This window comes from Arthrobacter sp. P1_D12, from assembly GCF_056406175.1.
In genome coordinates this window covers 1-24,296 of record NZ_JBFUAR010000023.1, presented here as the reverse complement: position 1 = coordinate 24,296, position 24,296 = coordinate 1, and the positions used below count along the sequence as shown (strand labels likewise).

Genomic DNA, 24,296 nt, shown 5'->3' with positions numbered 1-24,296 from the left:
GCAGGGTGGGGTGCCTGTTGCGCGTGAATTGACTCACACACTGTCCGGGGCCGCGTCGAAGTCGGCAAAACCATCCGCGCCGGGCGCCAGCCCCGCTGCGTCCTCAAGGATCATGTCGACGGCCTTTTCCGCGATCATGATGGTGGGTGCCTGCGTGTTGGCACTGACCAGCCGCGGCATGATCGAGGAGTCAACGACCCGCAGTCCCTCCAGCCCGTGGACCTTCAGCCGCGGGGAGACAACGGAATCGTCGGTGGTACCCATGGCGCACGTGCCGACCGGGTGGTACGAGGTCCGTCCGTAGGAGCGCACGAAATTCACGTACTCGTCGCGGGTTGACACCCGGGAGCCGTCGCCGATGTGCTCCTTTTGGATGAACTCCGCCATCGATGACTGTTCCATGATCTGCCGGCTCTGCTGCACGCCGGCGATCGTCATCTCCAGATCGTAGTCATCCGCCAGGAAATTCGGATCGATGAGCGGTGTCATTGTGGGATCTGAGGACGCGACGCGGACTGCCCCCCGGCTGTGGGGGCGCAGGAAGTACGAGTTCAGCGTTGCCCCGAATCCGGGCCGCAGCGACGCAATGCCCGGCTCCGACCTCGCCGCGGGCAGGAAGTGGAACTGCAGGTCCGGGGTCTTCTCATCTGTGTTGGCGTAGCTGAAGCCACCGGCCTCGACGAGGTTGGACGCGAACGGTCCCGAGCGGAAAACCAGATACTCGAGGCCCGCCAGGACTGTCGCCGGGCGTACCCGATTGAACCGGTCCAGGCTGTGGTCATCGGTGAGTTCGTAGATGATGTCCAGGTCAAGGTGGTCCTGCAGGTTCTTCCCGACCCCGGGCAGGGCGTGGAGCACGTCGATTCCGGCGGGAGCAAGGTCTGCCGGGTCGCCGATGCCTGAAAGCTGCAGCAACTTGGGCGAGCCAAACGCGCCGCCGGCGATCAGCACCTCGCGCCGGGCACCGTAGGTTCGCGCGACTCCGCCTTCAATCGCCTGGATGCCGACGGCGCGGCCATTCTTGATGACGACCTTGGAGACGGTCACATTGACGCGGACAGTGAGATTGGGCCGCCTGCGCGCGGGTTTCAGATAGGCGACGGCTGCGCTGCACCGGCGGCCATTCCTGGTGGTGGTCTGGTAGAAGCCAACGCCGAACTGCTTCGCCCCGTTAAAATCGTTGTTGTAGGGCAGGCCGAACTCCTGGCCCGCCTGCACGAATGCCGCCGAGAGCGTGTGCGGACGCCGGAGATCCGAGACGCCGAGGGGCCCTGTGGTTCCATGGTGGGGTCCTGAGAGCCTGGTGTTTGACTCCGAGCGAATAAAATACTTGGACACCTCGGCGGCGGACCAGCCCTCACATCCGTAGTCCCCGGCCCACCCGTCGTAGTCCCCAGCCACGCCGCGGGTGAAGACCTGGGAGTTGATGGACCCGCCGCCGCCAAGCCCGCGGCCTTGAGGGAGCGGGATGCTGCGGCCGTTGCTGTGCTTTTGCGGAACACTGCTATACGCCCACTGGTACGGTCCTCCCTTCAATCTCGGGAAGCCCGCGGGCATATGGATGAAAGGATGGCGGTCGGATCTGCCCGCCTCCAGCAAAAGCACACGGACTGAGGGGTCTTCACTCAATCTGCCAGCCAGAACGCTGCCGCCGGTACCACCCCCGGCGATCACATAGTCGTACTCAGCATCGTCCGGCACCATGACTCCTCAACCATCGCCGAAACTACCGCTCCTTGAAGCGTTGATTGAAGTGTGTTAGTTAAGCGGGCATGATGTCAAGCATCCGGGCTGGCGTGCAAAGCCGCAAGGAGGCGGCACGCGGCGGAACCGGCACTGGCACCGGATGGCCCCCATCCTCACATTGCAGGTGCTTCCGGGGGCCAAATGCGCGCTTTGGCTACGAGGCGGTGTTTTGACTCGTGCTCAAGAATGATCCATGGACCAGCTCATGGAATACAGTACCCGGGCCTACGTCTGCAGGGTCCGGTTTGTAGGAGAGCTTGTGCACAATGCTGGCACTGACGATCTTTTCGGCGTCGACGTCTTCCGCGCGGCGCTTGAGCACCCGGCCAAAGGTGCGTGGATCGTACGCCGGCCGGGGTACCTTCGACCAAATCCGGTCCGAACGCCTATCCAGCATATGCACTAGTTGGAAGATGAAATGGAGATAGAAGTAGGTCACCGGCCTGTCAAAGACACGCCAATACAGACGCAGTGAATCCCTGACGAGATGAGTCAGATAGTGTCCGGGACGACTGGCCAGGAACCAGCTGGAAATGGTTTTTTCCTTGGTTTCGAACGCGAAAAACCCTGCCTCGCCTACCAGTTCGTCGAAGTGATCCTGGAGACGCACGGTGGGCAAGCACGTGGCATCGATCCAGATGCCGCCGTGCTTGGCGAGGAGCTCAAACCTCAGAACGTCCGAGAACGCGGTTCGGTTGTCTCCCAGCATTTCCCGCAGGCCGGGCGGCAACTCAACCCAGTCCGACAAATTTTCGTCTGTTAGGACCACGATGTCATCGGCGTTATGCAGGCGGTGGAGCTCCGCGTGGCAGAACCTCACGATCTCAGGAGCATTCTCGAAACCCTGCCCCCAATAGACAAAGATCTTCGGCGTCCAATCCTCAGGCACCACATACTCTGCATTGAACACTTTGGCGTCCCGGGCCATTGGAGCCATGCGGAGGCGAAGGAGGTTCCTTAGCTGCACGCGCGCCCGGAAGGCCCGTGGCGATTCTGCCAGAAGGTCCCAATCGTCTTGGCACGCATAGACGTCCTTCTCCAACGCTTCGGCAAAGAGCTTCCGCGCCTGCTCTTTTGTCTCTTTTTGTCGCGCTGCGATGGTTCCTGCACGATTAATACGATCAATTTCGCGACGCAGCTCAAAGCCCGATGTCAAGGTTTCCCCCCATTTGTTCGATGTGTCCAATGATCCTGCTGGCGGCCAGCCTGCCTGATGCACGGTCGGACCGTGCTCCCCGCCAAGCGTGAACGGCGGGGCTTCCACCAGCCAAGCCCCAGGAACTTCGTCAGCGCCCCAGCACGACTGTCATTACGACAATATTAGGGCCTGGAACCCGGCCCGCCACATCGGCCTCTTCGCGGTAACCGGAGTGAATGGATGGGTTGACCGATACGCCGGGTTCTGTGTTCCCGCGCTGTTGCCGGCGCGGGACTAGCGGCCATCCATCTACGGACGCCGTTGCCGACGCCCTCCAGCGGCCTACCCGGACACTCGGGCGAGCAGCCCTCAAACGTGCCCTGTCTGGCCTTGCTCCGGGTGGGGTTTACCTAGCCTTCCCGGTCACCCGGGAAGCTGGTGGTCTCTTACACCACCGTTTCACCCTTACCTGCCCTGCTGCCTGTGCAAGCACACGCCGCATGGAGGCGGTCTATTCTCTGTGGCACTGGCCTGCGGGTTACCCCGAGTGGGCGTTACCCACCACCCTGCTCTGCGGAGCCCGGACGTTCCTCGAGCCACTTGCGTGACGCGCGGCCGCCTGGTCAACCCATCCGCTGTCCAGTCTACGTTCTCCCGGCCGGCGCAGCCGCACCGCGGCCTTTCGGGGCCGCCGGTGGGAGAATTTAAGCAGGGTTCCTGCTACTCAAGGAAGAGTGATCCCGGTGAACTGGACCGCCATCATCATCTGGCTGTTGGCCATCGTCCTGGTGGCTATTCTCGCCAAGATGTCGATCAAGATTGTGCGCCAGTACGAACAGGGCGTCCTGTTCCGCCTGGGCCGGGTGGTCGCGGTACGGATGCCCGGCCTGCGGTTCATCATCCCGGTGGTGGACCGGCTTCAGCTGGTGAGCCTGCGGATCGTGACAATGCCGATCCAGTCACAGGGCATCATCACCCAGGACAACGTCAGCGTCGATATCTCGGCAGTTGCGTACTACCGGGTGATCGACTCCGTGAAGTCCGTCGTGGCGATCGAAGACGTGGCCGCGGCCATCAACCAGATCGCCCAGACCACCCTGCGGAAAGTGGTCGGCCGCCACAGCCTGGACCAGACGCTGTCGGAGACTGAGCGCATCAACAGCGACATTCGGATAATCCTGGACGCGATGACCCTGGAATGGGGTGTCGAAGTGACGCTCGTCGAACTCAAGGACATCCAGCTCCCGGAGAGCATGAAGCGGGCGATGGCCCGGCAGGCGGAGGCCGAGCGGGAGAAGCGGGCGAAGATCATTTCGGCCGAAGGAGAGGCGATCGCCGCCGTGGCGCTCGGCGCGGCATCTGACACGATGATGGCCCACCCGGTAGCCCTGCAGTTGCGGAATCTTCAGTCCCTTGTCGAGATCGGGGTGGACAAGAACTCAACCGTCGTCTTCCCGGCGCCCCTGATGAGCACCATCGCCGAACTGGCCGCTTTCCTGGCACGCGAGGACCATGTGGCCAAGACAGCGATGCCGGCGACGGCGACGCCAGAGGCAACGACACCGGCGCCACCGATCAAAGCGGCATAGCGTCCGCGTCAGGCCTACTATCGAGGAATGGACGAGTCTGCCCTGACCCGGCGCCGGCTGCTTGAGCTGGCAGGGATCGGCTTGGGCGTGTCCGCGCTCACCGCCTGCACAGGCGGCATCCCGCCTCCCGACACCTCTGCGCGCATGCCAACCGGTACCCTGACAGCGCCGCCGGCTCCCCCGGCGCGGCTCAGAGTCCGGACGAGCTCAGGTTCGTTCCTCTCGGCTTTCCGCCCCGGAATCTCCACCCGTTGGTCGCTGGCTGCACCCGAATTGCCGCCCGGCGGCTCGCAGCCCGAATTGCCCGTGGCAGTGTTTCTCCACGGACTGGGCGGCAGCCACGCCGTCCTGCTGGAGGACCTGGCGGCCCACGAGCCCCTCCAACGGCACCTCGACGACGGCGGCACACCCTTCGCGATGGCTGCGGTGGACGGCGGAAACACGTGGTGGCATCGCCGCGCCGACGGCAGCGACACCCAGTCGATGCTGGTGAAGGAGTTTGTTCCGCTCCTGGGCAGCCAGGGCTACGACCTTGGCAGGATCGGCCTCGTCGGCATCTCCATGGGAGGCTTCGGCGCCCTCCTCCTGGCCTCGCAGGGCCGGCTGCCCGGAGTCCGCGCCGTCGCGGCCATGAGTCCGGCGGTCTGGGACCACTACGACCCCCGGGAGGGATCCGCCTTCGACGGACCGGCCGATTTCGCGGCACATGACGTGTTCGCGCTCCGGTCCCGGCTCGCGGCGGTGCCGAAACGGATCGACTGCGGCACCGGGGACGATCTTGCCGCCACGGTCCATGCGTACCGTGCAGGACTGCCGGGCTACGTCGAGGGTGGTTTCCGGCCCGGCGGCCACGATAGCAGCTACTGGCGGTCCGTCCTGCCCGAGGTGGTGTCATTTTTGGGCGTCAACCTCGCCTGAACCCGCCGCCGGTAGGATCGTACGGTGCTAATTCTGTTGCCGCCCTCCGAGGGCAAGACTCCCGTTGCGCGCGGGGACGCCGCCGACTGGGGCGCCTTGAGCTTTCCCGCCCTCAACAGCTCCCGCGCCAAGGTCCTGGAGGCGCTCGGCACCGTCAGCGCCCACGCGGACGCGCTGGCGCTTCTGGGCGTCGGCGCTTCCCTGAGCGCCGACGTCGAACGCAATACGCGGCTGCACGCGGAACCTGCCGCCCCGGCCCACCAGGTGTATTCCGGGGTGCTCTTTGACGCCCTCGGCTACAACTCGCTGACCCCGGCGCAGCGGAGGAAGGCCGACGAATCGGTGCTGGTGGTCTCCGCCCTGTGGGGCGCCATCCGCTTCGCCGACCGCGTGCCCGCCTACCGGCTGTCGATGGGGACTTCGCTGCCCGACGTCGGACGGCTCGCCTCATTCTGGAAGCCGCAACTGAACGACGCCCTGGCGGCGGCCACTACGGGTGAGTTGTTAGTGGATTGCCGGTCCAGCACCTACGCCGCGGCGTGGACTCCGCCGCCGGAACAGACGGTGGCCGTGAACGTCTTCACCGAGACCGCCGGCGTGCGCAAGGTGGTCAGCCACTTTGCCAAGCACACCCGGGGCGAACTGGCACGGCATTTGCTCAGCCGCCGGGGCAAGGCGCCCCAAACCCCCGCACAGCTGCAGAAGGCGGCGGCGGAGAAGTGGGTTGCCGAACTCGTTGAGGGCACGGCCCGGAAGCCTCACACCCTGAACATCATCCTGCCGAACTGACGCGCAGGCGGGTGCTTAGGCCCACTCGGACGAGCGCACAAGGATGCAGCCGGAGTCCGGGCAGAACACGATGTCGTCCTCGGCTGCGGCCTTGATCTCGGCCAGGTCGCCCGGGCTCAGGTGCATGCCGGAGCCTTCCGAGGTGCCGTGGAAGAGCCGGGCAGCGCCGACGCCACGCTTGGCCAGGGTCTTCTCGTAGACGGCGAGCATTCCGGCGTCGAGTCCGGCGGCGAACTCGGCACGCTGCCCGCGCACCACCGTGGCTTCGGCGGCAATCTCGGCCAGCTGCTCGTCCAGCTCGGCACGGATGGAGCCGAAGGAGCCTTGGATGTCGTCCACAATCTGCTGCTGGGCCGCCTGGCGGGCGCGGAGCGAGTCGAGCCGTTCGAGGACTTCGAGCTCCACGTCCTCGAGGTCCGAGCGGCGCTTGTTCAGGGAGACAAGGTCCCGCTGCAGGGCGACGAGGTCCTTGGACAGCCCCGTGCCGCTGTTGAGCCTGGCCTCGTCGCGTTCGATCCGGGAGGCGACCTGCTCGACGTCGGCCTCTGAGCGCTTGAGCTCCAGTTCAGCATCGTGGACGGCCACCTTCGCGGCACCGAGCTCACCGTTGGCCACGCTGAGGGCGGCTTCCAGGTCCGTGATGCGGGAATCGCTTTCAAGGCTTCGCCGGCGGTTGGACAAGGACTTGAGCTTGGCATCGAGTCCCTGCAATTCGAGCAACTTCAACTGTTCCGCCGGTGCTGCCTTGGCCACTATTTACCTCCGCTAAATCCAATCCGGCCGAAGCCGGGCACCGTCCCGGCGCTCCTTAGACTCTAGCGCCTAGCGTACTCCCCGGCCTCGCTACGCTCACCCGGGGCCCCTCGCACGCCAGGCTTAGCCCGGAGTCAGAATGAAGTCCCACGGGTCGCTGTTGGTGCTGCTCACCCGGATCTCGACATCATGGCCCTGGTCGCTGAGCACATTGCCCAGCGCTTCGGCGGCCGCCGGCAGCCACAGCCATTCGCTGGCGAAGTGGGAAACGTCGATCAGGTACGGCCGGTCGTTGACCGCCGCCTCCCGGGCTTCCGATGCCGGGTGGTGCCGCAGGTCCGCCGTGACGTAGACGTCCGCGTTGCTCGCCCGCACCTCGCCGAAGAGGGAATCGCCGGCGCCGCCGCAGACAGCCACCCGCCGGATCAGCCCGTCCCGGTCCCCCGAGACACGCACGCCGCCAGCCACCGAGGGCAGGATGCCGTACACGCGGGCCGCGAAATCACCCAGCGTCAGGACCTCGTCGAGGTCGCCGACGCGGCCGATGCCTTCCTCGGGGAGCCCGTTCGCGGCCGGCGTCAGCGGGGCCACGTTCTGCAGGCCCAGCGCGTCCGCCAGGACGTCGGAAACGCCCCCGACGGCGGAGTCACCGTTGGTGTGCACGGTCAGCAGCGCGGTCCCGGACTCGATGAGACGGTGCACGGCCTTGCCCTTGGCCGTATTCGCAGCCACGGACGTCACGCCCTTGAGCAGCAGCGGATGGTGCGTGATGAGCAGCTCGGCACCGAAGTCGATCGCTTCCTCGATCACGTCAATTGTCGGATCGACCGCGAACATGACCCGGTGCACCTCGGCGCCCGGATGGCCCGCCACGAGGCCCACCTCGTCCCAGTCCTCGGCCAGCGACTCGGGCCAGAGCTCCTCCACGGCCAGCTGGATCATGCCCAGCGTCGCGGAGCCGGAGGCCTCACCGGCGCCAGTATCGCCGTCGACGGCGGCAGCAGGGCGGTCGGATTCCGCTGAAACATCGGTGTTCACAGGTTCCATACCCCCATTTTTACCCTATCCGCGCGCGCCCCGGTCACTCGTAACACTCCCGTAAGGTGGGTGGGGAATCATCGGGGCCCTCGAACCATTGAACAGTGCATGAGAACTTTTGTGCTCGGCGGAGGCTGCTTCTGGTGCCTCGACGCCGTCTACCAGAAAACCAAGGGCGTCAGCTCGGTCGTCTCGGGCTACACCGGCGGCCATGACCACAACCCCGACTACTACTCTGTGTGCTCCGGGACCACAGGCCACGCCGAGGTGGTGGCGGTGACATTCGACGAGGACGTCATTCCCGCCGAAGTCATCCTGGACATGTTCTTCGCCCTCCACGACCCAACCACGCTGAACCGGCAGGGCTACGACGTCGGGACCCAGTACCGTTCCTCAATGTTTTACGAGACCACCGAGGAAAAGATCCTGTTCGAGGAGGCGATCGAACGGAACCAGGCCCTGTGGCGGCACCCGATCGTCACCGAGGTCAGCCGGCTGCCGAAGTTCCATGTGGCCGAGGAAATCCACCAGGACTTCTTCGCCAAGTACCCGGAGCAGGGCTACTGCCAGGTCATCATCAACCCGAAGCTGGCTAAGGCGAGGAAATATTACTCTGCATGGCTTAATGCTTAGCTAGGGCCTGTGACCGCTCGTTAGGCTGACCTCAGTCAACCCTCTTCAAAGACAGGCATACATACATGGCACCGATCTATGACGATGTAACCCAGCTGGTGGGCGGAACTCCGCTGGTCCGGCTGAACCGGCTGACAGAAGGCCTGGACGCCACTGTGGCGGTCAAGCTGGAGTTCTACAACCCGGCCAACAGCGTCAAGGACCGGATCGGCGTCGCCATCATTGATGCTGCCGAGAAGTCCGGTGCCCTCAAGCCCGGCGGCACCATTGTCGAAGGCACGTCCGGCAACACCGGAATCGCCCTGGCCATGGTGGGCGCGGCCCGCGGCTACCGGGTCATCCTGACTATGCCGGAAACCATGTCCACCGAGCGCCGGGTCATGCTGCGCGCGTACGGCGCCGAGATTGTCCTGACCCCCGGCTCCGAGGGCATGCGCGGTGCCGTGGAGAAGGCCCAGGAGATCGTGGCCAACACGGAGAACTCCATCTGGGCCCAGCAGTTCGCCAACGAGGCCAACCCGGAGGTCCACCGCCGCACCACGGCCGAGGAAATCTGGGTCGACACCGACGGCAAGGTGGACATCTTCGTCGCCGGTGTCGGCACCGGCGGCACCGTTACCGGCGTCGGCCAGGTCCTGAAGGAACGCAAGCCGGAGGTCCAGATCGTCGCCGTCGAGCCGAAGGACTCCGCCATCCTCAACGGTGGCGCCCCGGGCCCGCACAAGATCCAGGGCCTCGGCGCGAACTTCGTCCCGGAAATCCTGGACACCAACGTCTATGACGAGGTCATCGACGCCACGCTGGAAGACTCCGTCCGCGTCGCGCGCGAGCTCGGCATCAAGGAAGGCATCCTGGGCGGCATCTCCTCCGGCGCCATCGTCTGGGCGGCCCTGGAGCTCGCCAAGCGCCCGGAGAACGCCGGTAAACTCATTGTTGCTGTGGTTTGCGACTTTGGTGAGCGTTACATCTCCACCGTGCTGTACGACGACATCCGCGGCTAAGTCCGCTGACCCACGATTGCCCAGAAAGGTCTTTGTGAGCTTCTTCGCAAGACTGAAGGAAGACCTCGACGCCGCCCGGTCCCACGACCCGGCGGCTCGAGGTTCTTTTGAGAACTTCTTCGCCTATTCCGGCCTGCACGCGATCTGGTTCCACCGCCTGACGCACCGGCTGTGGCAAAACCCGGCCCTGCGGTTCCCGGCGCGGCTCATCTCCCAACTCGCCCGGTTCCTCACCGGCATCGAGATACACCCCGGCGCGACCATCGGCCGGCGCTTCTTCATCGACCACGGCATGGGCGTGGTCATCGGCGAGACCGCCGAGATCGGCGAGGACGTCATGATCTACCACGGCGTGACCCTCGGCGGCCGCTCGCTCGCCAAAATCAAACGCCACCCCACCATCGAGGACCGCGTGGTGATCGGTGCCGGGGCCAAGGTTCTGGGCCCCATCACCATCGGCCGGGACAGCGCCGTCGGCGCCAACGCCGTGGTGGTCAAGGATGCCCCGGCCGAATCAATCGTCACCGGCGTGCCGGCCACCTGGCGGCACCGCGACGCGCAGCGCGAGACCAAGCCCGCCGTCGACCCGGCCGAATACCTGATCGATTACCACATCTAGGGCGTCTTAGCCGGGGAACCGTTTGTAGATGTTCCAGAGGACGGCGTCGAACGCCCGGTCCGGCAGCAGGTGGCGCAGCAGCAGGATCCCCCGGGCGCTGGCACCCACCGGGTACCGCGTCTTGGGCCGCCGCGCGGTCGCGGCGTGCAGGATCGCCTCGGCCGCGAGCTCGGGCCGCGACGACGTTGCGGGGTTGTCCGTGGTGCCCAGCGCCGCCGCCACCACCTTGGCCTGGGCCGCATAGGGGCCGTTTCCGGAGCTGGCCAGCAGCCCCTGCGCCGCAATGGCGCCCCACTCGGACTGCGTCCCGGCCGGCTCGATGACGGCCACATCAATACCGTGCGGCTTGAGCTCGAGCCGCAGCGAATCGCTCAGGCCCTCCACGGCGAACTTGGTCGCGTGGTACCAGGCGCCCAGCGGCTCGTACATCTTGCCGCCGATCGATGAGATGTTGATGATCCTGCCCGAACGGGCGGCCCGCATGGCGGGGATCACGAGCTGAGTCATGCGCGCCAGGCCGAAGACGTTCACGTCGAATTGCCGCCGGCCCTCAGCCAGTTCGACCTCCTCGAGCGAACCGTACGTCCCGTAGCCGGCGTTGTTGACCAGGACGTCGATCCGGCCGTGTGCTGCCAGCACGTCCCCGACGGCGGCGCTCATCGAGGCCTCATCGGTCACGTCCAGTGCCACCACCTTGACCCCGGATGCCTTCAGCGGCTCCATCAGCTCCACCCTGCGGGCCCCGGCATAGACGGTGAAGCCGGCCGAGGCAAGCTTTTTCGCGGTTTCGAAGCCGATGCCGGTGGAGGCACCGGTGACAAATGCTACGGGCTGGGGCATGAGTTGAACTCCTAGGGCGCTGAACTCCCGGGGCAGGAGCGGTGCGGAAACACGGACGGCCGGCGCCTCCCAGCGTATCTGGAAAGCACCGGCCGTCGCGTCGGAACGGGGTGGGTCAGTGGGTGTCGACTGCCTCGATCTCGGACTTGTCCTCGCCCCAGAGGGTGTGGAACGTGCCCTCGGCGTCGACGCGGCCGTAGGTGTGCGCCCCGAAGAGGTCACGCTGGCCCTGGATGACGGCGGCCGGCAGGCGCTTGCGGCGCAGGCCGTCGTAGTAGGCCAGCGAGGAGGAGAACACCGGCACCGGGATGCCGAGCTGCACCGCGGTGGACACCACCCGGCGCCAGGCCGGAAGGACTTCGGCGATCGCCTTGGTGAACGCCGGGGCGAAGAGCAGGTTGGCCGGCTTCTCCTCAGCGGCGTAGGCCTTGGTGATCTCCTTGAGCAGTTCCGCACGGATGATGCAGCCGCCGCGCCACAGCGAGGCGATTTCATCCAGCTTCAGGTCCCAGCCGTATTCCTTGGCCGCGGAGGTGAGCATGTCCAGTCCCTGGGCGTAGGAGACCAGCTTGGAGGCGTAGAGCGCCTGGCGGACGTCCTCGACGAAGCTCTCGGAGACCTCGACGGCGGCCTCGCCGCCGGCCAGCAGCTCCTGTGCCAGCACGCGCTGCTCGGCCTGTGAGGACAGGGCCCGGGCGAAGACGGACTCGGCAATGCCCGACGTCGGGGAGCCGAGCTCAAGGGCGGAGATGACCGTCCAGCGGCCGGTGCCCTTCTGGCCGGCGGCATCCACCACGACGTCGACGAACGGCTTGCCGGTCTTCGCATCGACGTGGCCGAGGACCTCGGCGGAGATTTCGATCAGGAAGGAGGCGAGGTCACCCTTGTTCCACTCTTCGAAGATCTTGGCCTGCTCGGCCGGTTCGATCCCGGCGCCGGAGCGCAGGAGGTCGAAGGCCTCGCCGATGACCTGCATGTCGGCGTATTCGATGCCGTTGTGGACCATCTTGACGAAATGGCCGGCGCCGTCGGTGCCGATCCAGGCGCAGCAGGGCTGGCCGTCGACGTGCGCGGCGATCTTTTCCAGCAGCGGGCCGAGGRCGTCGTAGGACTCCTTGGAACCGCCCGGCATGATTGAGGGGCCGTTGAGGGCACCTTCCTCGCCACCGGAGACACCGATGCCGACGAAGTGCAGGTCCTTCTTGGCGAGCGCAGCCTCGCGGCGGCGGGTGTCCTCGTAGTGCGAGTTGCCGGCGTCGATGATGATGTCGCCCGCTTCCAGCAGCGGCTCAAGCTGCTCGATCACGGAGTCGACCGGCTTGCCGGCCTTGACCATGATCAGCACGCGGCGCGGCTTCTCCAGCGAATCAACGAGTTCCTGGAGGGTCTCGGTGCGGACGAAGTCGCCCTCATCGCCGTACTTGGCGAGCAGGGTGTCTGTCTTTTCCACGGACCGGTTGTGCAGGGCAACGGTGAAGCCGTTCCGGGCCAGGTTGCGTGCGAGGTTGGCCCCCATCACCGCGAGGCCGGTAACACCGATGTGTGCTGACATCAAAAACTCCAATTCATTTTTGTACACGATGATTTCTGTAGACCACGTGTACGGCGATTCGTCTCAGACGTTCATCTAGGACTCGGCAGGTTGCGCCGCGGAGGGCGGAACCCGCTCTTGAGGATTGTGGCTGTCCTTAAACCATATGTATATCCGCGGGCCGCGGGAAAGCCGCGCCCACGGAGCGGAATGCTGCGCGTCATAAACAGTCTATGATCACCGGCGTGCGCCCCTCCGGTCGGCCCGGACCATGCCCACCGCATTATGCTTACGACTATGTCAACCAGCCTCCACCACCGTGCCATTGAGCACCTCGGGACCCGGATCGTGGCCGGCGAGCTTCCGGCCGGTCACGTCATGCTTGCCGAGCACCTTGAGGACGAACTCAAGGTCTCCCGCTCCGTGGTCCGGGAGGCGGTCCGGGTCCTCCAGTCCCTGGGCCTGGTGGAGACCATCAAACGCGTCGGCATCCGGGTGCTGCCCTCGAACCGGTGGAACCCCTTCGACCCGCTCGTGATCCGCTGGCGGCTGGCCGGCGAAGGCCGCGGCGCCCAGCTGCGCTCCCTGGCCGAACTCCGCACCGCCGTCGAGCCGGTGGCCGCCGAGCTGGCCGCGGCCAACGCCCCCGAGGAGCTCCGCCGGGAACTCGTGGAGATCTCGCACGCCATGCGCGACGCCGGGCAGGCCGGGGACGTGCCCCGGTTCCTCGAGCTGGACATCCTGTTCCATTCCCTGCTGCTGACCGGCTCGGGCAACGAGATGTTCGCCAACATGGTGGGCCAGGTGACCGAGACGCTGACCGGCCGCACCATCCACGGCCTGATGCCGGACCATCCGCGGGAGACGGCGCTGCGGTGGCACGTGGAGGTCGCCGAGGCCATCGCCGCCGGGGATGCCGCCGCCGCCCGCGAGGCCTCGAACCGGATCATGCGCGAGACCATTTCGGAGATGGAGCCTAGCTGGAAGAACCAGCCGCGGGTGTTTGTCCCGGTCGAGCGCCACTAACCCGCCACTGGCCGTCCCGGGCCCGACGGCGGCGCTCCTCACGCCGGTGCCGGCCTGAAGTCCAGCAGCACCTTCCCCGAAACAGCCGCGTTCCTGGCGACCTCGAACGCTTCCAGTCCGCGGTCCAGGCCAAAGGTATGGGTCACCACGGGGTCCACCCGCAGGGAGCCGTCGGCGAGCGCCGCTATGACGTCATCGATTTCGTCATTGAAGCGGAAGGAGCCCACCAGCTCCAGCTCGCGGGTAATGGCCAGGGAGATCAGGACCGGCTGCGGGCCGGAAGGAAGCAGCCCCACCATCACCACCCTGCCGCCACGGACCGCGCCCGTGATCGCCGAGGCCAGGCCCCGGTGGCTGCCCGAGGACTCGATGACGACGTCCGCCTCAACCGCGGCGATCGCCCCGGCGTCGTCCCCCTTGAGGACCGCGTCGGCCCCCACGGCACGGGCTATCTCCAGCGGCCGCTCGTGCATGTCCACGGCCACGATCCGGCCGGCGCCGGCGCGTTTGAGCACGGCCACGGCCAGGGCCCCGATGGGACCGCTGCCGATCACCAGCGCCGTCTTTCCCGCCACGGCCCCGGCGCGCGACACGGCGTGCCAGGCGACGCTGGCCGGTTCCGCCAGGGCCGCGGTCCGCAGGTCCAGCCCCGCCGGCAGCGGCCGGAGCATCCGGGCCGGCAGGTTCACATACCGGCTGAATGCCCCGTCCGTGTGCGGAAACCGTGCGGCGCTGCCCAGATAGGTGCAGCCCGGTGACAGATTCGAACGCTCCGCCGGGTACCGGGCGCCGCCCGGGCCCGGCGTGGCGGGATGCACCGCGACGGCCGTGCCGGGCCCCGGCCCCGAGCCGTCAGCGGCGGCGCGGATCACGGTCCCCACGATCTCGTGGCCCAGGACCATGGGAGCCTTGAGGACGGATTCGCCCGCGGCGCCGTGCAGCCAGTAGTGCAGGTCTGAGCCGCAGATGCCGCCGAAGGCCACGTCGATGACGGCTTCACCGGGCGCCGGCGCGGGCACGGGGATATCCTCGATCCGCAGGTCGCCCGCGGCGTGGGCCACCACGGCCGCGGCCGTGGCCGGAAGTGCTGCCACGGTGCCCATCAGACCACCACCGTCATTCCGCCGTCGATGAAGATGGTCTGGCCGTTGACGAAGTCTGACCCGTCGGAGGCCAGCCACACGGCGGGTCCGGCCAGGTCCTGCACGGTCCCCCAGCGGTGCGCGGGGGTCCGGCCCAGGATCCAGGCGTTGAACTGCTCATCGTCAACAAGGTTTTGGGTCATCTCGGTGTGGATGTAGCCCGGCGCGATCCCGTTGATCTGCAGGCCCGAGGCGGCCCATTCCGCGGTCATGGCCCGGGTCAGGTTCCGCAGACCGCCCTTCGCCGCGATGTAGGGCGCGATGGTGGGCCGGGCGAGGTCGGTCTGAACCGAGCAGATGTTGATGATCTTGCCCCGGCCCCGCGGGATCATGTGCCGGGCCGCTTCCCGCCCCACCAGGAACGCGCTGGTCAGGTCCGTGGAGATCACCCGTTCCCAGTCGGACACGTCGAGCTCGAGCATCGGGACCCGGTGCTGGATGCCGGCGTTGTTGACCAGGATGTCCAGCGGGCCAACGTTCTCCTCCACCCAGGCGATGCCCCGGGCAGCCCCGGTGTCGCTGGTGACGTCGAAGGCGCAGCTGTGCACCCGGCCCGGCGCGTAGTCCGCGGCCATCGCGGCCTCGGCGGCCTTGAGACGCTCGGGGTTGATGCCGTTGAGCACCACGGTGGCGCCGGCGTCGGCCAGGGCCCGGGCCAGGGCGTTGCCGATTCCCCGGCTCGAACCGGTCACCAGGGCCACGCGCCCGGTCAGGTCAAAAAGTCCACTCATGGTTCACTGATCCTCATTGGTCTTTGCTGCTGTGTTGGCTGTTGGCTTGTCGCTGGGGTTGTCACGTGCGTTGTCGCTGAGGTTGGAAATGGCCTGCCGCACGACGGCGAGGTCCCGGTCCCCCAGCCCCTGGCGCTTGAGTTCCGCGTAGAGCTCGGCGCCGGCGGCCGCCATCGGCACTGCGGCACCCGCGGCCGCGGCGCTCTCGAGCACGAAGGAGAGGTCCTTGTGCATGAACTTGGCGGGTCCGGTGGGCTCGTAGTCCCTGGCGGCGAGCCGCGGGCCCACGATGTCCAGGACCCGGCTGCCCGCCAGTCCGCCCGCGAGCACCTCGTAAAGGGCGGGCACCTCCATGCCGGAGCGTTCGGCGAGCTCCGCGGCCTCGGCGAGCGCCGCCGTCGTGGTTCCCACGATCAGCTGGTTGCACGCCTTGGCGAGCGACCCCGATCCCAGCGGTCCCAGCCGCCGCACGGTGCTGCCCATCGCGCCAAAGAGCGGCAGGAGCCGGCGGAAGTCGCCGTCGCTGGCGCCCGCCATGATGGCAAGGGTGCCGTCCGCCGCGCCCTTGGTGCCGCCGCTGACGGGCGCATCAACGACGACGGCGTTGCCTCCGCTCGCCTCCGCGACCCGTGCCCCGAAGTCCCGCACGCCGGACGGCGAGACGCTGCTCATCACCACGACGGCGGTTCCGGGCGCGGGCGGGCTGGCGGTCCAGCCGGCCAGGAGCGCGGCACTCGCGTCCTCAATGTCGGACAGATCCGGCAGCATGAAGACGATGACGGGCTGGTCGCGGAGCCCCTCGACCTTGGCCACGCGCGAGCCGCCCTGGGCCTCGAAGGCGTCCAGCGCAGCCGGCGAACGGTTCCAGGCGGTGACGGTCCATCCTGCCGCGAGGAGGTTGGCGGCCATCGGCGCGCCCATCAGGCCGAGGCCGACAAACCCGGCCTCCCTGCGGTCCATCTCCATGCGTTGCCCTCACTTCGTCGTGGTTAATCTTGGAATTCTGTTCAGCATCCTAGCCTCCATTCAGTATGATGAACACTATGACGACCAAAACCACCGTCGCGATCGCCGTCCCGCTCGAAGCAGAGCTGGTGGACCGCATCCGCGCCGTAGATCCGTCCGTGACCGTCCTCTACGACCCCGAGCTCTTGCCGCCGGAACGTTTTCCCGCCGACCATGCGGGTGACCCGGACTTCCGCCGGACGCCGGAACAGGAAGAGCGCTACTGGGACATGCTCAACACGGCCCAGGTCCTGTACGGGCTCCCCAACGAAAGCCCGGCAGGCCTCGCCCGGATCGCCGGCAGCAATCCCCGGCTTGAGTGGATCCATGCCATGGCGGCCGGCGCCGGCGGTGCCGTGAAGGCATCGGGGCTGGACGCCGCGACGCTGCAGAAGTTCAGGGTCACCACCTCGGCCGGGGTGCACGCCCTGCCGCTGGCCGAGTTCGCCGCCCTGGGCATCCTCAACGGCTTCAAGCGCAGCGCCGAGCTGGCCCAGGACCAGGCGGCCAAGCTCTGGCCCGAGCTCCGCACCCCCACCCGCCTGGTCAACGGCTCCCGCCTGGTGGTCACCGGGCTCGGCGAGATCGGGCTCGAGACCGCACGGATCGCCCGCGCCCTGGGCATGAGCGTCAGCGGGACCAAACGGACCGTGGAGGCCATCGACGGGATCGAGACGGTCACGGACAACGACGGCCTCGCCGGCCTGCTGGGCACCGCCGACGCCGTCGTCAATACCCTGCCCGGTACGCCGTACACCGAGAAGCTCTTCAGCCGCGAGGTCTTCGCCGCAATGAAGCCCGGAACGGTCTTCGTCAACGTGGGCCGCGGCACCGTGGTGGATGAAGAGGCGCTCCTGGAGGCCCTGGGCAACGGCCAGGTCTCCTATGCCTGCCTGGACGTCTTCGCCGTGGAGCCGCTCCCGCAGGACAGCCCGCTGTGGACCCACCCCAGGGTGATGGTGAAACGGGCGGCCCCCCGCAACCGGGGGGCCGCCCTTTGCGTTGGGCGAGGCAGGTTCCGCCCGTCGACGTGGTATTCGGGTCGCGCAGAAACGGGGCCGGCCCCTTCCTGGGTGGAAGGGGCCACGGCCTGTGCTGCGCGGACGGAGCGTCTGCGGCCCGGATACCGCCTAGTGCGCATCCTCCGTCAGGAGAAGGTCGCGTCCCACCGTCTCGGGCGTGAAGAAGGTGGTGACGAACGAGATCAGCGCCAGGACCAGCGAGTAGATGGCGAGCACCAGCCAGGAATGGTCCGTGGCGGCCAGCAGCGCGGCGCCGACCAGCGGGACCAGTCCGCCGGCCAGGACGGCGGAGAGCTCCCGGCTCATGGCCACGCCGGTGAAGCGGTACTGCGAGCCGAAGAGTTCAGGCAGCAGCGGGCACTGCGGGCCGAGCATGGACTGAACGCCGAGGGCGATGCCCACCACCATGACAATCCAGACCAGCGTGACATTGCCCAGCGTCACCAGGTAGAACGCCGGCAGCGCGATGAGCGCCTGGAACAGTGCACCGTAGCGGTAGACAGGCACCCGGCCGAACCGGTCGGACAGCGCACCGAACGTGATCACCATGACGGCCGCGAAGCCCGCGGCGATGAGCAGGCCGACCGGACCGATGAACTTGTCGCCGGGAAAAACGCCGTCCTTGGCCGCCAGGAACGCGATGAGCAGGGCGGAGTAGATCGAGGAATTGCCGTTTTCGCCCATCCGCAGGCCGATGCCGATCAGCACGTTCTTCTTCGAGTGCTTCCACAGCTGGCCGATGGGGTTCTTGACCACGTTCTTGTGCTTTTCCAGTTCCTGGAAGACGGGCGTTTCCTTCAACCGGAGACGGATGAAGATGGCCACCACAACCAGGAGCACGCTGGCCAGGAAGGGCACCCGCCATAGCCAGCCCTCCAGGACGGCCTTGTCTGCCATGGCAATGAGCGCGAATGTTCCGGCGCCGAGCAGGGTTCCCAGCTGGATGCCGACGAACGGGAGCGACGCGAAGAAGCCACGACGGCGGCGCGGCGCGACTTCGGAAATGAGCGTGGTGGCACCGGCCTGTTTAGCGCCGGCACCCAGTCCCTGCAGGATGCGCAGCGTCACCAGAAGAACGGCGCCGAGCATGCCGGCCTGTTCGTACGTCGGCAGCAGGCCGATGGCGAAGCTGGCGGTCCCCATCAGGCCGATGGTGAGGATCAGGACCATCTTGCGGCCGAACCGGTCGCCGATGTAGCCGAAGACCATCCCGCCGAAGGGCCGGGCCGCGAAGCCCACACCGTACGTGGCGAAGGATGCAATCAGGGCCCCGTCCTCGCCGAGCGGTTTGAAGAACAGCGGGCCGAAGATCAGGGCGGAGGCCAGCCCGTAGATGTAGAAGTCGTAGTACTCCAGCGCGGAGCCCACAGAGCTGGCAAGCGTTGCCCGTCGCAGCTGTTCCGGATCGACGACGGCGCCGTCCGCTTCAGCGAGCGGTGTATTAGTACTAGTTGTCACAAGCACTCCCTCAAGAACACTCCAGACCCCCGTTGGTCTGGTGGGTGTGAGCAACCCCAAGGAGTCGATCACTATGCTGAACAGCGTACAGCATAGTGATCGCCTAGCCAATGAATAATCAGATTTATTCCGGGGCGTCCCAAAACGCCCCGCGGCGCGGGCCCCTAGCCCATGGGATTGCCGAGGGACCGGGCGAGGTCCTGGAGTTCCTTCACCATCATGGCGCCCTGCTCCTGCGAGTAAGTCGCCTTCAGCGCGGTGACCGAAAGGCCGAGGCTGGGCCCGTGTGCGCCCCGGGTCGGGACGGCGACGGCCAGGCACACGACGCCGGTGGTGGATTCCTCGTCCTCGAACGCATACCCCTGCTCCCGGATGAGCGTGAGCTGCGCCTTGAGCTCGGCACCCGTGCGGAGCGACTTCGGCGTCAGGACCGGAAGAGTCGCGTCGTCGGGAAACATCTCGTCGACGTCGTGGTCATGCAGCCGCGCGATCAGTGCCTTGCCCACAGCACAGAGGGACACGGGCATCTTGTCGCCAATATTGGACGTCAGGCGCACCGCCGGGTGCCCTTCGTAGCGGGCGAGGTAAATGACATTTGTTCCGTCCAGCATGGCGATCCGGACCGTCTCTCCCGAAAGCGTCGGGGCTTGTTCACAGAAGCGGTAGAACTCCTGGACCTCGTCGAGGCGGCTGAGGTAGGCAGCACCGAGCTCAACCAACTTCCGGCCGAGGGTGAACTCCGCGCCCTGGCGGCTGATCAGCCTCGCCTCCTCGAGCGCGAGCAGGAGGTTGGAGGTGGAGGACTTCGGGATTCCCAGTTCCCGGGACAGGTCACTGAGCGTGAGGCGTCCGGTCGCGGATGCCGCCAGGGCTTCCATCACGGCGGCGGCACGGGTGACAGCCGGTGCGGGTGACGCGCTCCCCAATCCGTCGGAGGGTCGGGAAACTCGGGAATCGGCCATGATTCTCCTTCAGGTATCGCGCGCAAGTCGCCGCGCCACTCGTTCGAATGCCGTCCAGTCAGCTGAACACTAACCATCATAATGTCTGGCGCCTTGAACCGGGACCGGCAGGGCCCGTGCATCCATTGCTCCCCCGTCGGCGGGCCTCGTCGGGGACCGCCGGTCCCTTAGGCGGCAGATACCACGGGGTTCGTCAGCTCGCCGATGCCGGCAATGTGGCACGTGACGGTGTCGCCGGGGACGATCGGCGCACACTCGGCGGGGAATCCCGTCAGCACCAGGTCACCCGGGTGAAGGGTCATGAAGGATGTGAGATAGGTGAGGATTTCCTCGACATTCCAGCCAAGGTCGGCGGAGCTGGCTGCCTGGAGTTCCTGACCGTTGTGTTTGATGCCGATCGCCAGGTCGTCACCGTTCAGGTCCGTGACGATCCAGGGCCCCACGGGCGTGAACGTGTCCTGGCTCTTGGCGCTGATCCACAGCTCATCGGATTCCTGCAGGTTCCTGGCGGAGACGTCATTTCCAATGGTGTAGCCCAGGACCGCGCCCATGGCGTTGCCGGGCGTCAGTCCGCGGGCCCTGCTCCCGATGACGAGGGTCAGTTCGGCCTCCGGCTCGACGCGGCCCACGCCCGGCCGGAGTTCAACCGCGTCCCCCGGGCCGACCACGCTGGTGGACGCCTTGTGGAAGGCCTGCGGCGGAAGCCCGCGACCGGCGGCACCGGTATTGTGCGCCATGCCCAGGACGTTGGCCGGGACACAGGGCGCGAGGAACGTGAACGACGCTTCCTCCACCGTCGCGCCGACCTCCCAACCTCTGCGGGGCAGGCTGCCGGCATTGGCGGCAGAACCCGGGAACGGAGAGGGTGTCACCGTCCACACCCTGCCCGCCGCACTGCCAAAGTCCGCTGCGTCGTTGGCGACGAAGAAGTATTCGTCCCCGGCAGCCGGGGAAAGCGGGCGGACTCTGGCGATTCGGCGGGCACTCGTGGCGGTCATGAAAACATCCTAGGCGGCGGGCTCGCGGGGCCCGCGATTAGGCCATCGACTGGCGTAATTTTGGCGCGCAGAAACGCCGCCGGTGTTTCACATTTCCAAGCGTTCACGGTATATTCATTACAAGCCTTCCACCGCGGCATCCCCCAATAGTCGCGGTGGAAGGCTTTTCCAATGCCCGGGTGATACCACGGTCCGGGGTCCCCTTTTGAGCGGGCCGGGCCGGGCGATTGTTGCCCTCTCAGGCAGCCTATGCGGCGTCCGCAACGGCCCCCCGCAGCCGCCAGCCCCCACCGAGGCCGTCCCGGATCAGTTCCATGGTGGTCAGGGCAGATCCGCGGTTGCGGCCGAGCCTCGCCTGGACCTGCCAGACCTCGACATCCACACGGCTCAGGCCCTTGGGCATCCGGCGCTCGGCCTCCCACCAGCTGACCCGCTCGAACCAACGCACGGGCTCGGCCCCGATCAACCACTCCCTTCCCCCGCGCACTACCGCCAGGGGCCGCCCGTCCGGGCCTGTTTTCACCATCACGTGTTCCATGCCCGTCACAGTAGGGCGGAGCCCTGACATTTTCGGGGCGCGCAGCATCCCCCGCCGGGACGCACAAAACCCCGCCTTCCGGACCGAGTGGTCCGTAAAGGCGGGGTTTTCTGTGGTGGGTCCTACCGGGATCGAACCGATGACATCCACGGTGTAAACGTGGCGCTCTACCAGCTGAGCTAAAGACCCAAACCGCGGTATCCGCGCCTCAGCGCTTCAACCAACGAACAGCTACTGTACCGGACATCACCGGCCAAGCGCCAATCGGCCCGGCCATCGCTACAGGGGCGGCAGCTCGGCGGCGAGCCAGGTCAGGGCCCCGCTGACGCCTGCCTCCAGCTTGATGGTGGCGAGGCCGTCCCCGCGGGTCGGTCCCCTGTTGATGATAACCACGGCTTTGCCCTGCTTCGCCGCGTGGCGGACAAAACGCAGGCCGCTCATCACGGTCAGCGACGAGCCCGCCACCAGGAGCGCCCGCGCTGCGTCGACCATGGCGTAGGAGCGCTCCACCCGGTCCTTGGGCACGTTTTCCCCGAAGTACACGAAGTCCGGTTTCAGGGTGCCGCCGCAGGCCGGACAGCGGGCGACGATGAACGATCCAATCAGTTCGGTGTCCTCGACGGCGGCATCGGCGTCCGGTGCCATTTCAACCACCCCGGCCGCCTGTGCCCGTTCCAGGAACCCGGGGTTGAGTTCTTCCAGGACACCGGCCAGCATCCGGCGGCTGAACCGCCGGTGGCAGTCCAGGCACACCACCTGGTCGAACCTGCCGTGAAGGTCCACGACGTTAACGCTGCCGGCGTCCTCGTGGAGCCGGTCCACGTTTTGGGTGATGAGGCCGGTGAGAAGCCCCCGCTGCTCCAGCCGGGCTACAGCGGCATGGCCATCGTTCGGATCCGCCCTGCGCAGATGTGACCAGCCGATGTGGTTGCGGGCCCAATAGCGCTGACGGTTTCCCGGCTCGCCGATGAATTCCTGGTAGGTCATGGGGGTCCGCGGTGCGGCGCCGGGCCCGCGGTAGTCCGGGATGCCTGAATCCGTACTCAGGCCGGCGCCCGTCAGCACGGCGAACTGCTCCCCGGACAGGAGGCCGTGGATGCCTTGCAGGGCCTCCAACTCGGTGCGCTGGAGTTCCGCGGCGCTCCCGGCTGCCGTAACCGGCGGGAGGCTGGCAAACCCGGTCATGCCGATTCCTGGCCGCCGCTGCCTCACCGGATCAGCTCCCCCCGAGTCCCGCGAGGGCCGCCCGGTATTCGGCGAAGTCCCGGGCCTGGCCGCGCGGATTCACCACGACGTAGCGGACGATTCCCGCCGCGTCGATGATGAAGGTGCCGCGCAGCGCCATGCCGCTGTCAGGGTCGAACACGCCGTAAGCCGAGGCCACGGCGCCGTGCGGCCAGAAGTCGGCCAGCAGATCGAAGCCGTAGCCTTCCTTTTCGGCATAGGCACGCTGGGCGAATTTGCTGTCTACCGAGACTGCCAGCACGGCGGCGTCGGCATCCTCGAACAGTGCCAGGTTGTCCCGGATTTCACACAGTTCCCCGGTGCAGATCCCGGAGAAGGCAAACGGGTAGAAGACTATGGCGACGTTGCGGCCGCGGAAGTCCGAGAGGCGCACCGGTTCGCCGAATTGATTGGCGAGCTCGAAATCCGGCGCGGCATCGCCGATGCCAGGAACGGCGCCGGGAACAGGACTCACGGCGGAGCCCTCGTGCTGGACCGCTTGGGTCACTTGTTCTTCCGCGTGACCAACCGGGTGGCGCTCCAGTCCTTCGAGACGCCGGCGGAGGTGGTGTAGTGGAGCCCTGCGGTGGGCGCGGCGTCCTGGATGTCGGCGGGCGAGACGTAGCCGTCCCGGCCGGACTTGGGAGTCAGGACCCAGACAACGCCGCCCTCGGTGAGAGTGGTCAGCGAATCGACCAGCGTGTCCACGAGGTCTCCGTCACCTGCCCGCCACCAGAGAATGGCGGCATCGACGACCTCGTGATCGTCCTCATCGAGAAGCTCAGAGCCCGTGAGATCTTCGATATCGTCCCGCAAGTCGAAGTCGACATCGTCGTCATAACCGAATTCCTGAATCAGGTCCCCGTCTTTGAAACCCAGTTTCTCCGCCACATTTACCGAAGTGGCGGCGTCGGCCTCGCTCACGTGTTGCTCCTATGCTTTTTGAATTGCTTCATGTTTTCAATGGCACTAGTGATTTCCATTACTCCAAGCCAACACCCTTTGAGCTCTCGCTTCAAGCTGTTGGCACCGCGATCCGCCATATTCTGCGTCACACAGACCGATCCGGAGGCTGCCGGGCAGCGCTTCGTCACACAACCAGTATGCCCGTGAAATACGGGGACGGGTCCATAGGGCGGCTACGCATCCATCAGCCCACACGGCTAGAGTGGCTGATGACGACTACGCCTGAGCGGGCAACCGCCCGGCTAATACAGGCAGGCGTACCGTGATTGGACCTTGCCCGGCGCATACGACCGGGCTGATGTAACCGATATGTCGCACACGTCGCGTTCACGCCAGGCAGTCACCCTGCCCGGAGCTGAGGGTGCCGATAGATGCGCTCAAAGAGAGGTTGGACGTGGCTGCAGGAGAAGATACCTCCCATATCCTCAGCGGGTTGACAAACCAGCTGCCTGATCGTGATCCGGAAGAGACCGCCGAGTGGCTGGAGTCCCTGGATACCCTGATTCAGGAACAAGGCACCGAACGTGCCCAGTACATTATGCGAAGCCTGCTCCAGCGGGCCGGCGCGCAGAGCGTGGGTGTTCCGATGGTCACCACCACGGACTACGTCAACACCATCCCCCGGTCGA

The 24,296-nt window shown here is 66.6% G+C and carries 24 protein-coding genes, 1 tRNA gene, 1 other RNA gene and 1 pseudogene; 9 read left to right on the top strand and 18 right to left on the bottom strand.

Annotated features, from left to right (window positions below):
- Nucleotides 1-33: 33 nt before the first annotated feature.
- The 3 genes from AC1DZV_RS16600 to rnpB all read right to left on the bottom strand — a co-directional run bounded on the left by AC1DZV_RS16600 (nucleotide 34) and on the right by rnpB (nucleotide 3,515).
- Entirely contained in the window at nucleotides 34-1,704 is a 1,671-nt protein-coding gene (locus tag AC1DZV_RS16600; RefSeq protein ID WP_476954143.1) for a GMC family oxidoreductase, read from the bottom strand.
- A gap of 196 nt (nucleotides 1,705-1,900) precedes the next feature.
- Nucleotides 1,901-2,932 carry a capsular polysaccharide synthesis protein gene (locus tag AC1DZV_RS16595; RefSeq protein WP_476950819.1) on the bottom strand — a complete coding sequence of 344 codons (1,032 nt, stop codon included), beginning with the start codon at nucleotides 2,930-2,932 and terminating at the stop codon, nucleotides 1,901-1,903.
- A gap of 189 nt (nucleotides 2,933-3,121) precedes the next feature.
- Nucleotides 3,122-3,515: RNase P RNA component class A (gene rnpB / locus AC1DZV_RS16590), an RNA gene on the bottom strand.
- A gap of 112 nt (nucleotides 3,516-3,627) precedes the next feature.
- On the opposite strand from rnpB, the gene AC1DZV_RS16585 reads away from it, so the two are divergent.
- Genes AC1DZV_RS16585 through AC1DZV_RS16575 form a run of 3 tightly spaced genes read left to right on the top strand, consistent with a single transcriptional unit; the run spans nucleotide 3,628 to nucleotide 6,180 of the window.
- The gene (locus tag AC1DZV_RS16585) at nucleotides 3,628-4,473 is read left to right on the top strand and encodes a slipin family protein (protein ID WP_476950820.1); all 846 of its coding nucleotides are present in this window, start codon (nucleotides 3,628-3,630) and stop codon (nucleotides 4,471-4,473) included.
- Nucleotides 4,474-4,500: 27 nt separating this feature from the next.
- Entirely contained in the window at nucleotides 4,501-5,391 is an 891-nt protein-coding gene (locus tag AC1DZV_RS16580; protein ID WP_476950821.1) for an alpha/beta hydrolase, read from the top strand.
- A 24-nt stretch (nucleotides 5,392-5,415) separates the two neighbouring features.
- Nucleotides 5,416-6,180 carry a YaaA family protein gene (locus AC1DZV_RS16575; protein WP_476954142.1) on the top strand — a complete coding sequence of 255 codons (765 nt, stop codon included), beginning with the start codon at nucleotides 5,416-5,418 and terminating at the stop codon, nucleotides 6,178-6,180.
- A 15-nt stretch (nucleotides 6,181-6,195) separates the two neighbouring features.
- On the opposite strand, the gene AC1DZV_RS16570 is transcribed toward AC1DZV_RS16575, so the two are convergent.
- Entirely contained in the window at nucleotides 6,196-6,933 is a 738-nt protein-coding gene (locus tag AC1DZV_RS16570) for a zinc ribbon domain-containing protein (protein WP_243177190.1), read from the bottom strand.
- A 123-nt stretch (nucleotides 6,934-7,056) separates the two neighbouring features.
- Nucleotides 7,057-7,980 carry a Nif3-like dinuclear metal center hexameric protein gene (locus tag AC1DZV_RS16565; protein WP_476950823.1) on the bottom strand — a complete coding sequence of 308 codons (924 nt, stop codon included), beginning with the start codon at nucleotides 7,978-7,980 and terminating at the stop codon, nucleotides 7,057-7,059.
- Nucleotides 7,981-8,079: 99 nt separating this feature from the next.
- Between AC1DZV_RS16565 and msrA the strand changes: the two genes are divergently transcribed.
- The 3 genes from msrA (at nucleotide 8,080) to epsC (ending at nucleotide 10,224) form a co-directional block, all read left to right on the top strand.
- A complete protein-coding gene (gene msrA / locus AC1DZV_RS16560; RefSeq protein ID WP_476950824.1) occupies nucleotides 8,080-8,604 on the top strand; it encodes a peptide-methionine (S)-S-oxide reductase MsrA in 525 nt (174 codons plus the stop codon).
- 65 nt (nucleotides 8,605-8,669) lie between these two features.
- Nucleotides 8,670-9,605 carry a cysteine synthase A gene (cysK, locus tag AC1DZV_RS16555; protein WP_476950825.1) on the top strand — a complete coding sequence of 312 codons (936 nt, stop codon included), beginning with the start codon at nucleotides 8,670-8,672 and terminating at the stop codon, nucleotides 9,603-9,605.
- 34 nt (nucleotides 9,606-9,639) lie between these two features.
- A complete protein-coding gene (gene epsC / locus AC1DZV_RS16550) occupies nucleotides 9,640-10,224 on the top strand; it encodes a serine O-acetyltransferase EpsC (protein ID WP_090953239.1) in 585 nt (194 codons plus the stop codon).
- 6 nt (nucleotides 10,225-10,230) lie between these two features.
- Here the strand turns inward: epsC and AC1DZV_RS16545 are convergent, their stop codons facing one another.
- Complete coding sequence (locus AC1DZV_RS16545) at nucleotides 10,231-11,064, bottom strand: oxidoreductase (RefSeq protein ID WP_476950826.1); 834 nt, start codon at nucleotides 11,062-11,064, stop codon at nucleotides 10,231-10,233.
- A gap of 115 nt (nucleotides 11,065-11,179) precedes the next feature.
- Nucleotides 11,180-12,616, bottom strand: coding sequence for an NADP-dependent phosphogluconate dehydrogenase (gndA, locus tag AC1DZV_RS16540; protein WP_476954141.1), 1,437 nt, complete (start codon nucleotides 12,614-12,616; stop codon nucleotides 11,180-11,182).
- A gap of 276 nt (nucleotides 12,617-12,892) precedes the next feature.
- Between gndA and AC1DZV_RS16535 the strand changes: the two genes are divergently transcribed.
- The gene (locus AC1DZV_RS16535) at nucleotides 12,893-13,621 is read left to right on the top strand and encodes a FadR/GntR family transcriptional regulator (protein WP_028277812.1); all 729 of its coding nucleotides are present in this window, start codon (nucleotides 12,893-12,895) and stop codon (nucleotides 13,619-13,621) included.
- Nucleotides 13,622-13,659: 38 nt separating this feature from the next.
- On the opposite strand, the gene AC1DZV_RS16530 is transcribed toward AC1DZV_RS16535, so the two are convergent.
- The 3 genes from AC1DZV_RS16530 to AC1DZV_RS16520 are packed head-to-tail and all read right to left on the bottom strand — an operon-like array spanning nucleotide 13,660 to nucleotide 16,460.
- The gene (locus AC1DZV_RS16530) at nucleotides 13,660-14,724 is read right to left on the bottom strand and encodes an L-idonate 5-dehydrogenase (RefSeq protein ID WP_476954140.1); all 1,065 of its coding nucleotides are present in this window, start codon (nucleotides 14,722-14,724) and stop codon (nucleotides 13,660-13,662) included.
- Nucleotides 14,724-15,494 (bottom strand): SDR family oxidoreductase, encoded by a 771-nt coding sequence (locus AC1DZV_RS16525; RefSeq protein WP_476954139.1) that lies wholly within the window; start codon nucleotides 15,492-15,494, stop codon nucleotides 14,724-14,726. Before AC1DZV_RS16525 ends, AC1DZV_RS16530 begins: the two co-directional genes overlap by 1 nt.
- Before the next feature lie 3 nt (nucleotides 15,495-15,497).
- Complete coding sequence (locus AC1DZV_RS16520; RefSeq protein WP_476950829.1) at nucleotides 15,498-16,460, bottom strand: NAD(P)-dependent oxidoreductase; 963 nt, start codon at nucleotides 16,458-16,460, stop codon at nucleotides 15,498-15,500.
- A 65-nt stretch (nucleotides 16,461-16,525) separates the two neighbouring features.
- On the opposite strand from AC1DZV_RS16520, the pseudogene AC1DZV_RS16515 reads away from it, so the two are divergent.
- Nucleotides 16,526-17,461: pseudogene (locus AC1DZV_RS16515) on the top strand (NAD(P)-dependent oxidoreductase); the annotation flags it as partial.
- Between the two features lie 168 nt (nucleotides 17,462-17,629).
- Here AC1DZV_RS16515 and AC1DZV_RS16510 read toward each other — a convergent pair.
- From AC1DZV_RS16510 to AC1DZV_RS16475, 8 genes are all read right to left on the bottom strand, one after another.
- Nucleotides 17,630-18,889: an MFS transporter gene (locus tag AC1DZV_RS16510; RefSeq protein WP_476954188.1), complete on the bottom strand. Its 1,260-nt coding sequence runs from the start codon at nucleotides 18,887-18,889 to the stop codon at nucleotides 17,630-17,632.
- Nucleotides 18,890-19,143: 254 nt separating this feature from the next.
- The gene (locus AC1DZV_RS16505) at nucleotides 19,144-19,941 is read right to left on the bottom strand and encodes an IclR family transcriptional regulator (RefSeq protein ID WP_476950831.1); all 798 of its coding nucleotides are present in this window, start codon (nucleotides 19,939-19,941) and stop codon (nucleotides 19,144-19,146) included.
- A gap of 167 nt (nucleotides 19,942-20,108) precedes the next feature.
- A complete protein-coding gene (locus tag AC1DZV_RS16500; protein WP_476954138.1) occupies nucleotides 20,109-20,939 on the bottom strand; it encodes a fumarylacetoacetate hydrolase family protein in 831 nt (276 codons plus the stop codon).
- A 247-nt stretch (nucleotides 20,940-21,186) separates the two neighbouring features.
- Nucleotides 21,187-21,465, bottom strand: coding sequence for a hypothetical protein (locus tag AC1DZV_RS16495; RefSeq protein ID WP_018773424.1), 279 nt, complete (start codon nucleotides 21,463-21,465; stop codon nucleotides 21,187-21,189).
- A gap of 125 nt (nucleotides 21,466-21,590) precedes the next feature.
- Nucleotides 21,591-21,666, bottom strand: a tRNA-Val gene (locus AC1DZV_RS16490).
- 90 nt (nucleotides 21,667-21,756) lie between these two features.
- A complete protein-coding gene (locus tag AC1DZV_RS16485; RefSeq protein ID WP_476950834.1) occupies nucleotides 21,757-22,689 on the bottom strand; it encodes an NAD-dependent protein deacetylase in 933 nt (310 codons plus the stop codon).
- Nucleotides 22,690-22,693: 4 nt separating this feature from the next.
- Nucleotides 22,694-23,209 carry a peroxiredoxin gene (locus AC1DZV_RS16480; protein WP_476950835.1) on the bottom strand — a complete coding sequence of 172 codons (516 nt, stop codon included), beginning with the start codon at nucleotides 23,207-23,209 and terminating at the stop codon, nucleotides 22,694-22,696.
- A complete protein-coding gene (locus tag AC1DZV_RS16475; RefSeq protein WP_018773429.1) occupies nucleotides 23,206-23,625 on the bottom strand; it encodes a DUF3052 domain-containing protein in 420 nt (139 codons plus the stop codon). The genes AC1DZV_RS16480 and AC1DZV_RS16475 overlap by 4 nt, the downstream gene beginning before the upstream one ends.
- A 436-nt stretch (nucleotides 23,626-24,061) precedes the next feature.
- Between AC1DZV_RS16475 and AC1DZV_RS16470 the strand changes: the two genes are divergently transcribed.
- Nucleotides 24,062-24,296: hypothetical protein (locus tag AC1DZV_RS16470; protein WP_476954137.1), on the top strand; the 235-nt coding region annotated here is incomplete at its 3' end.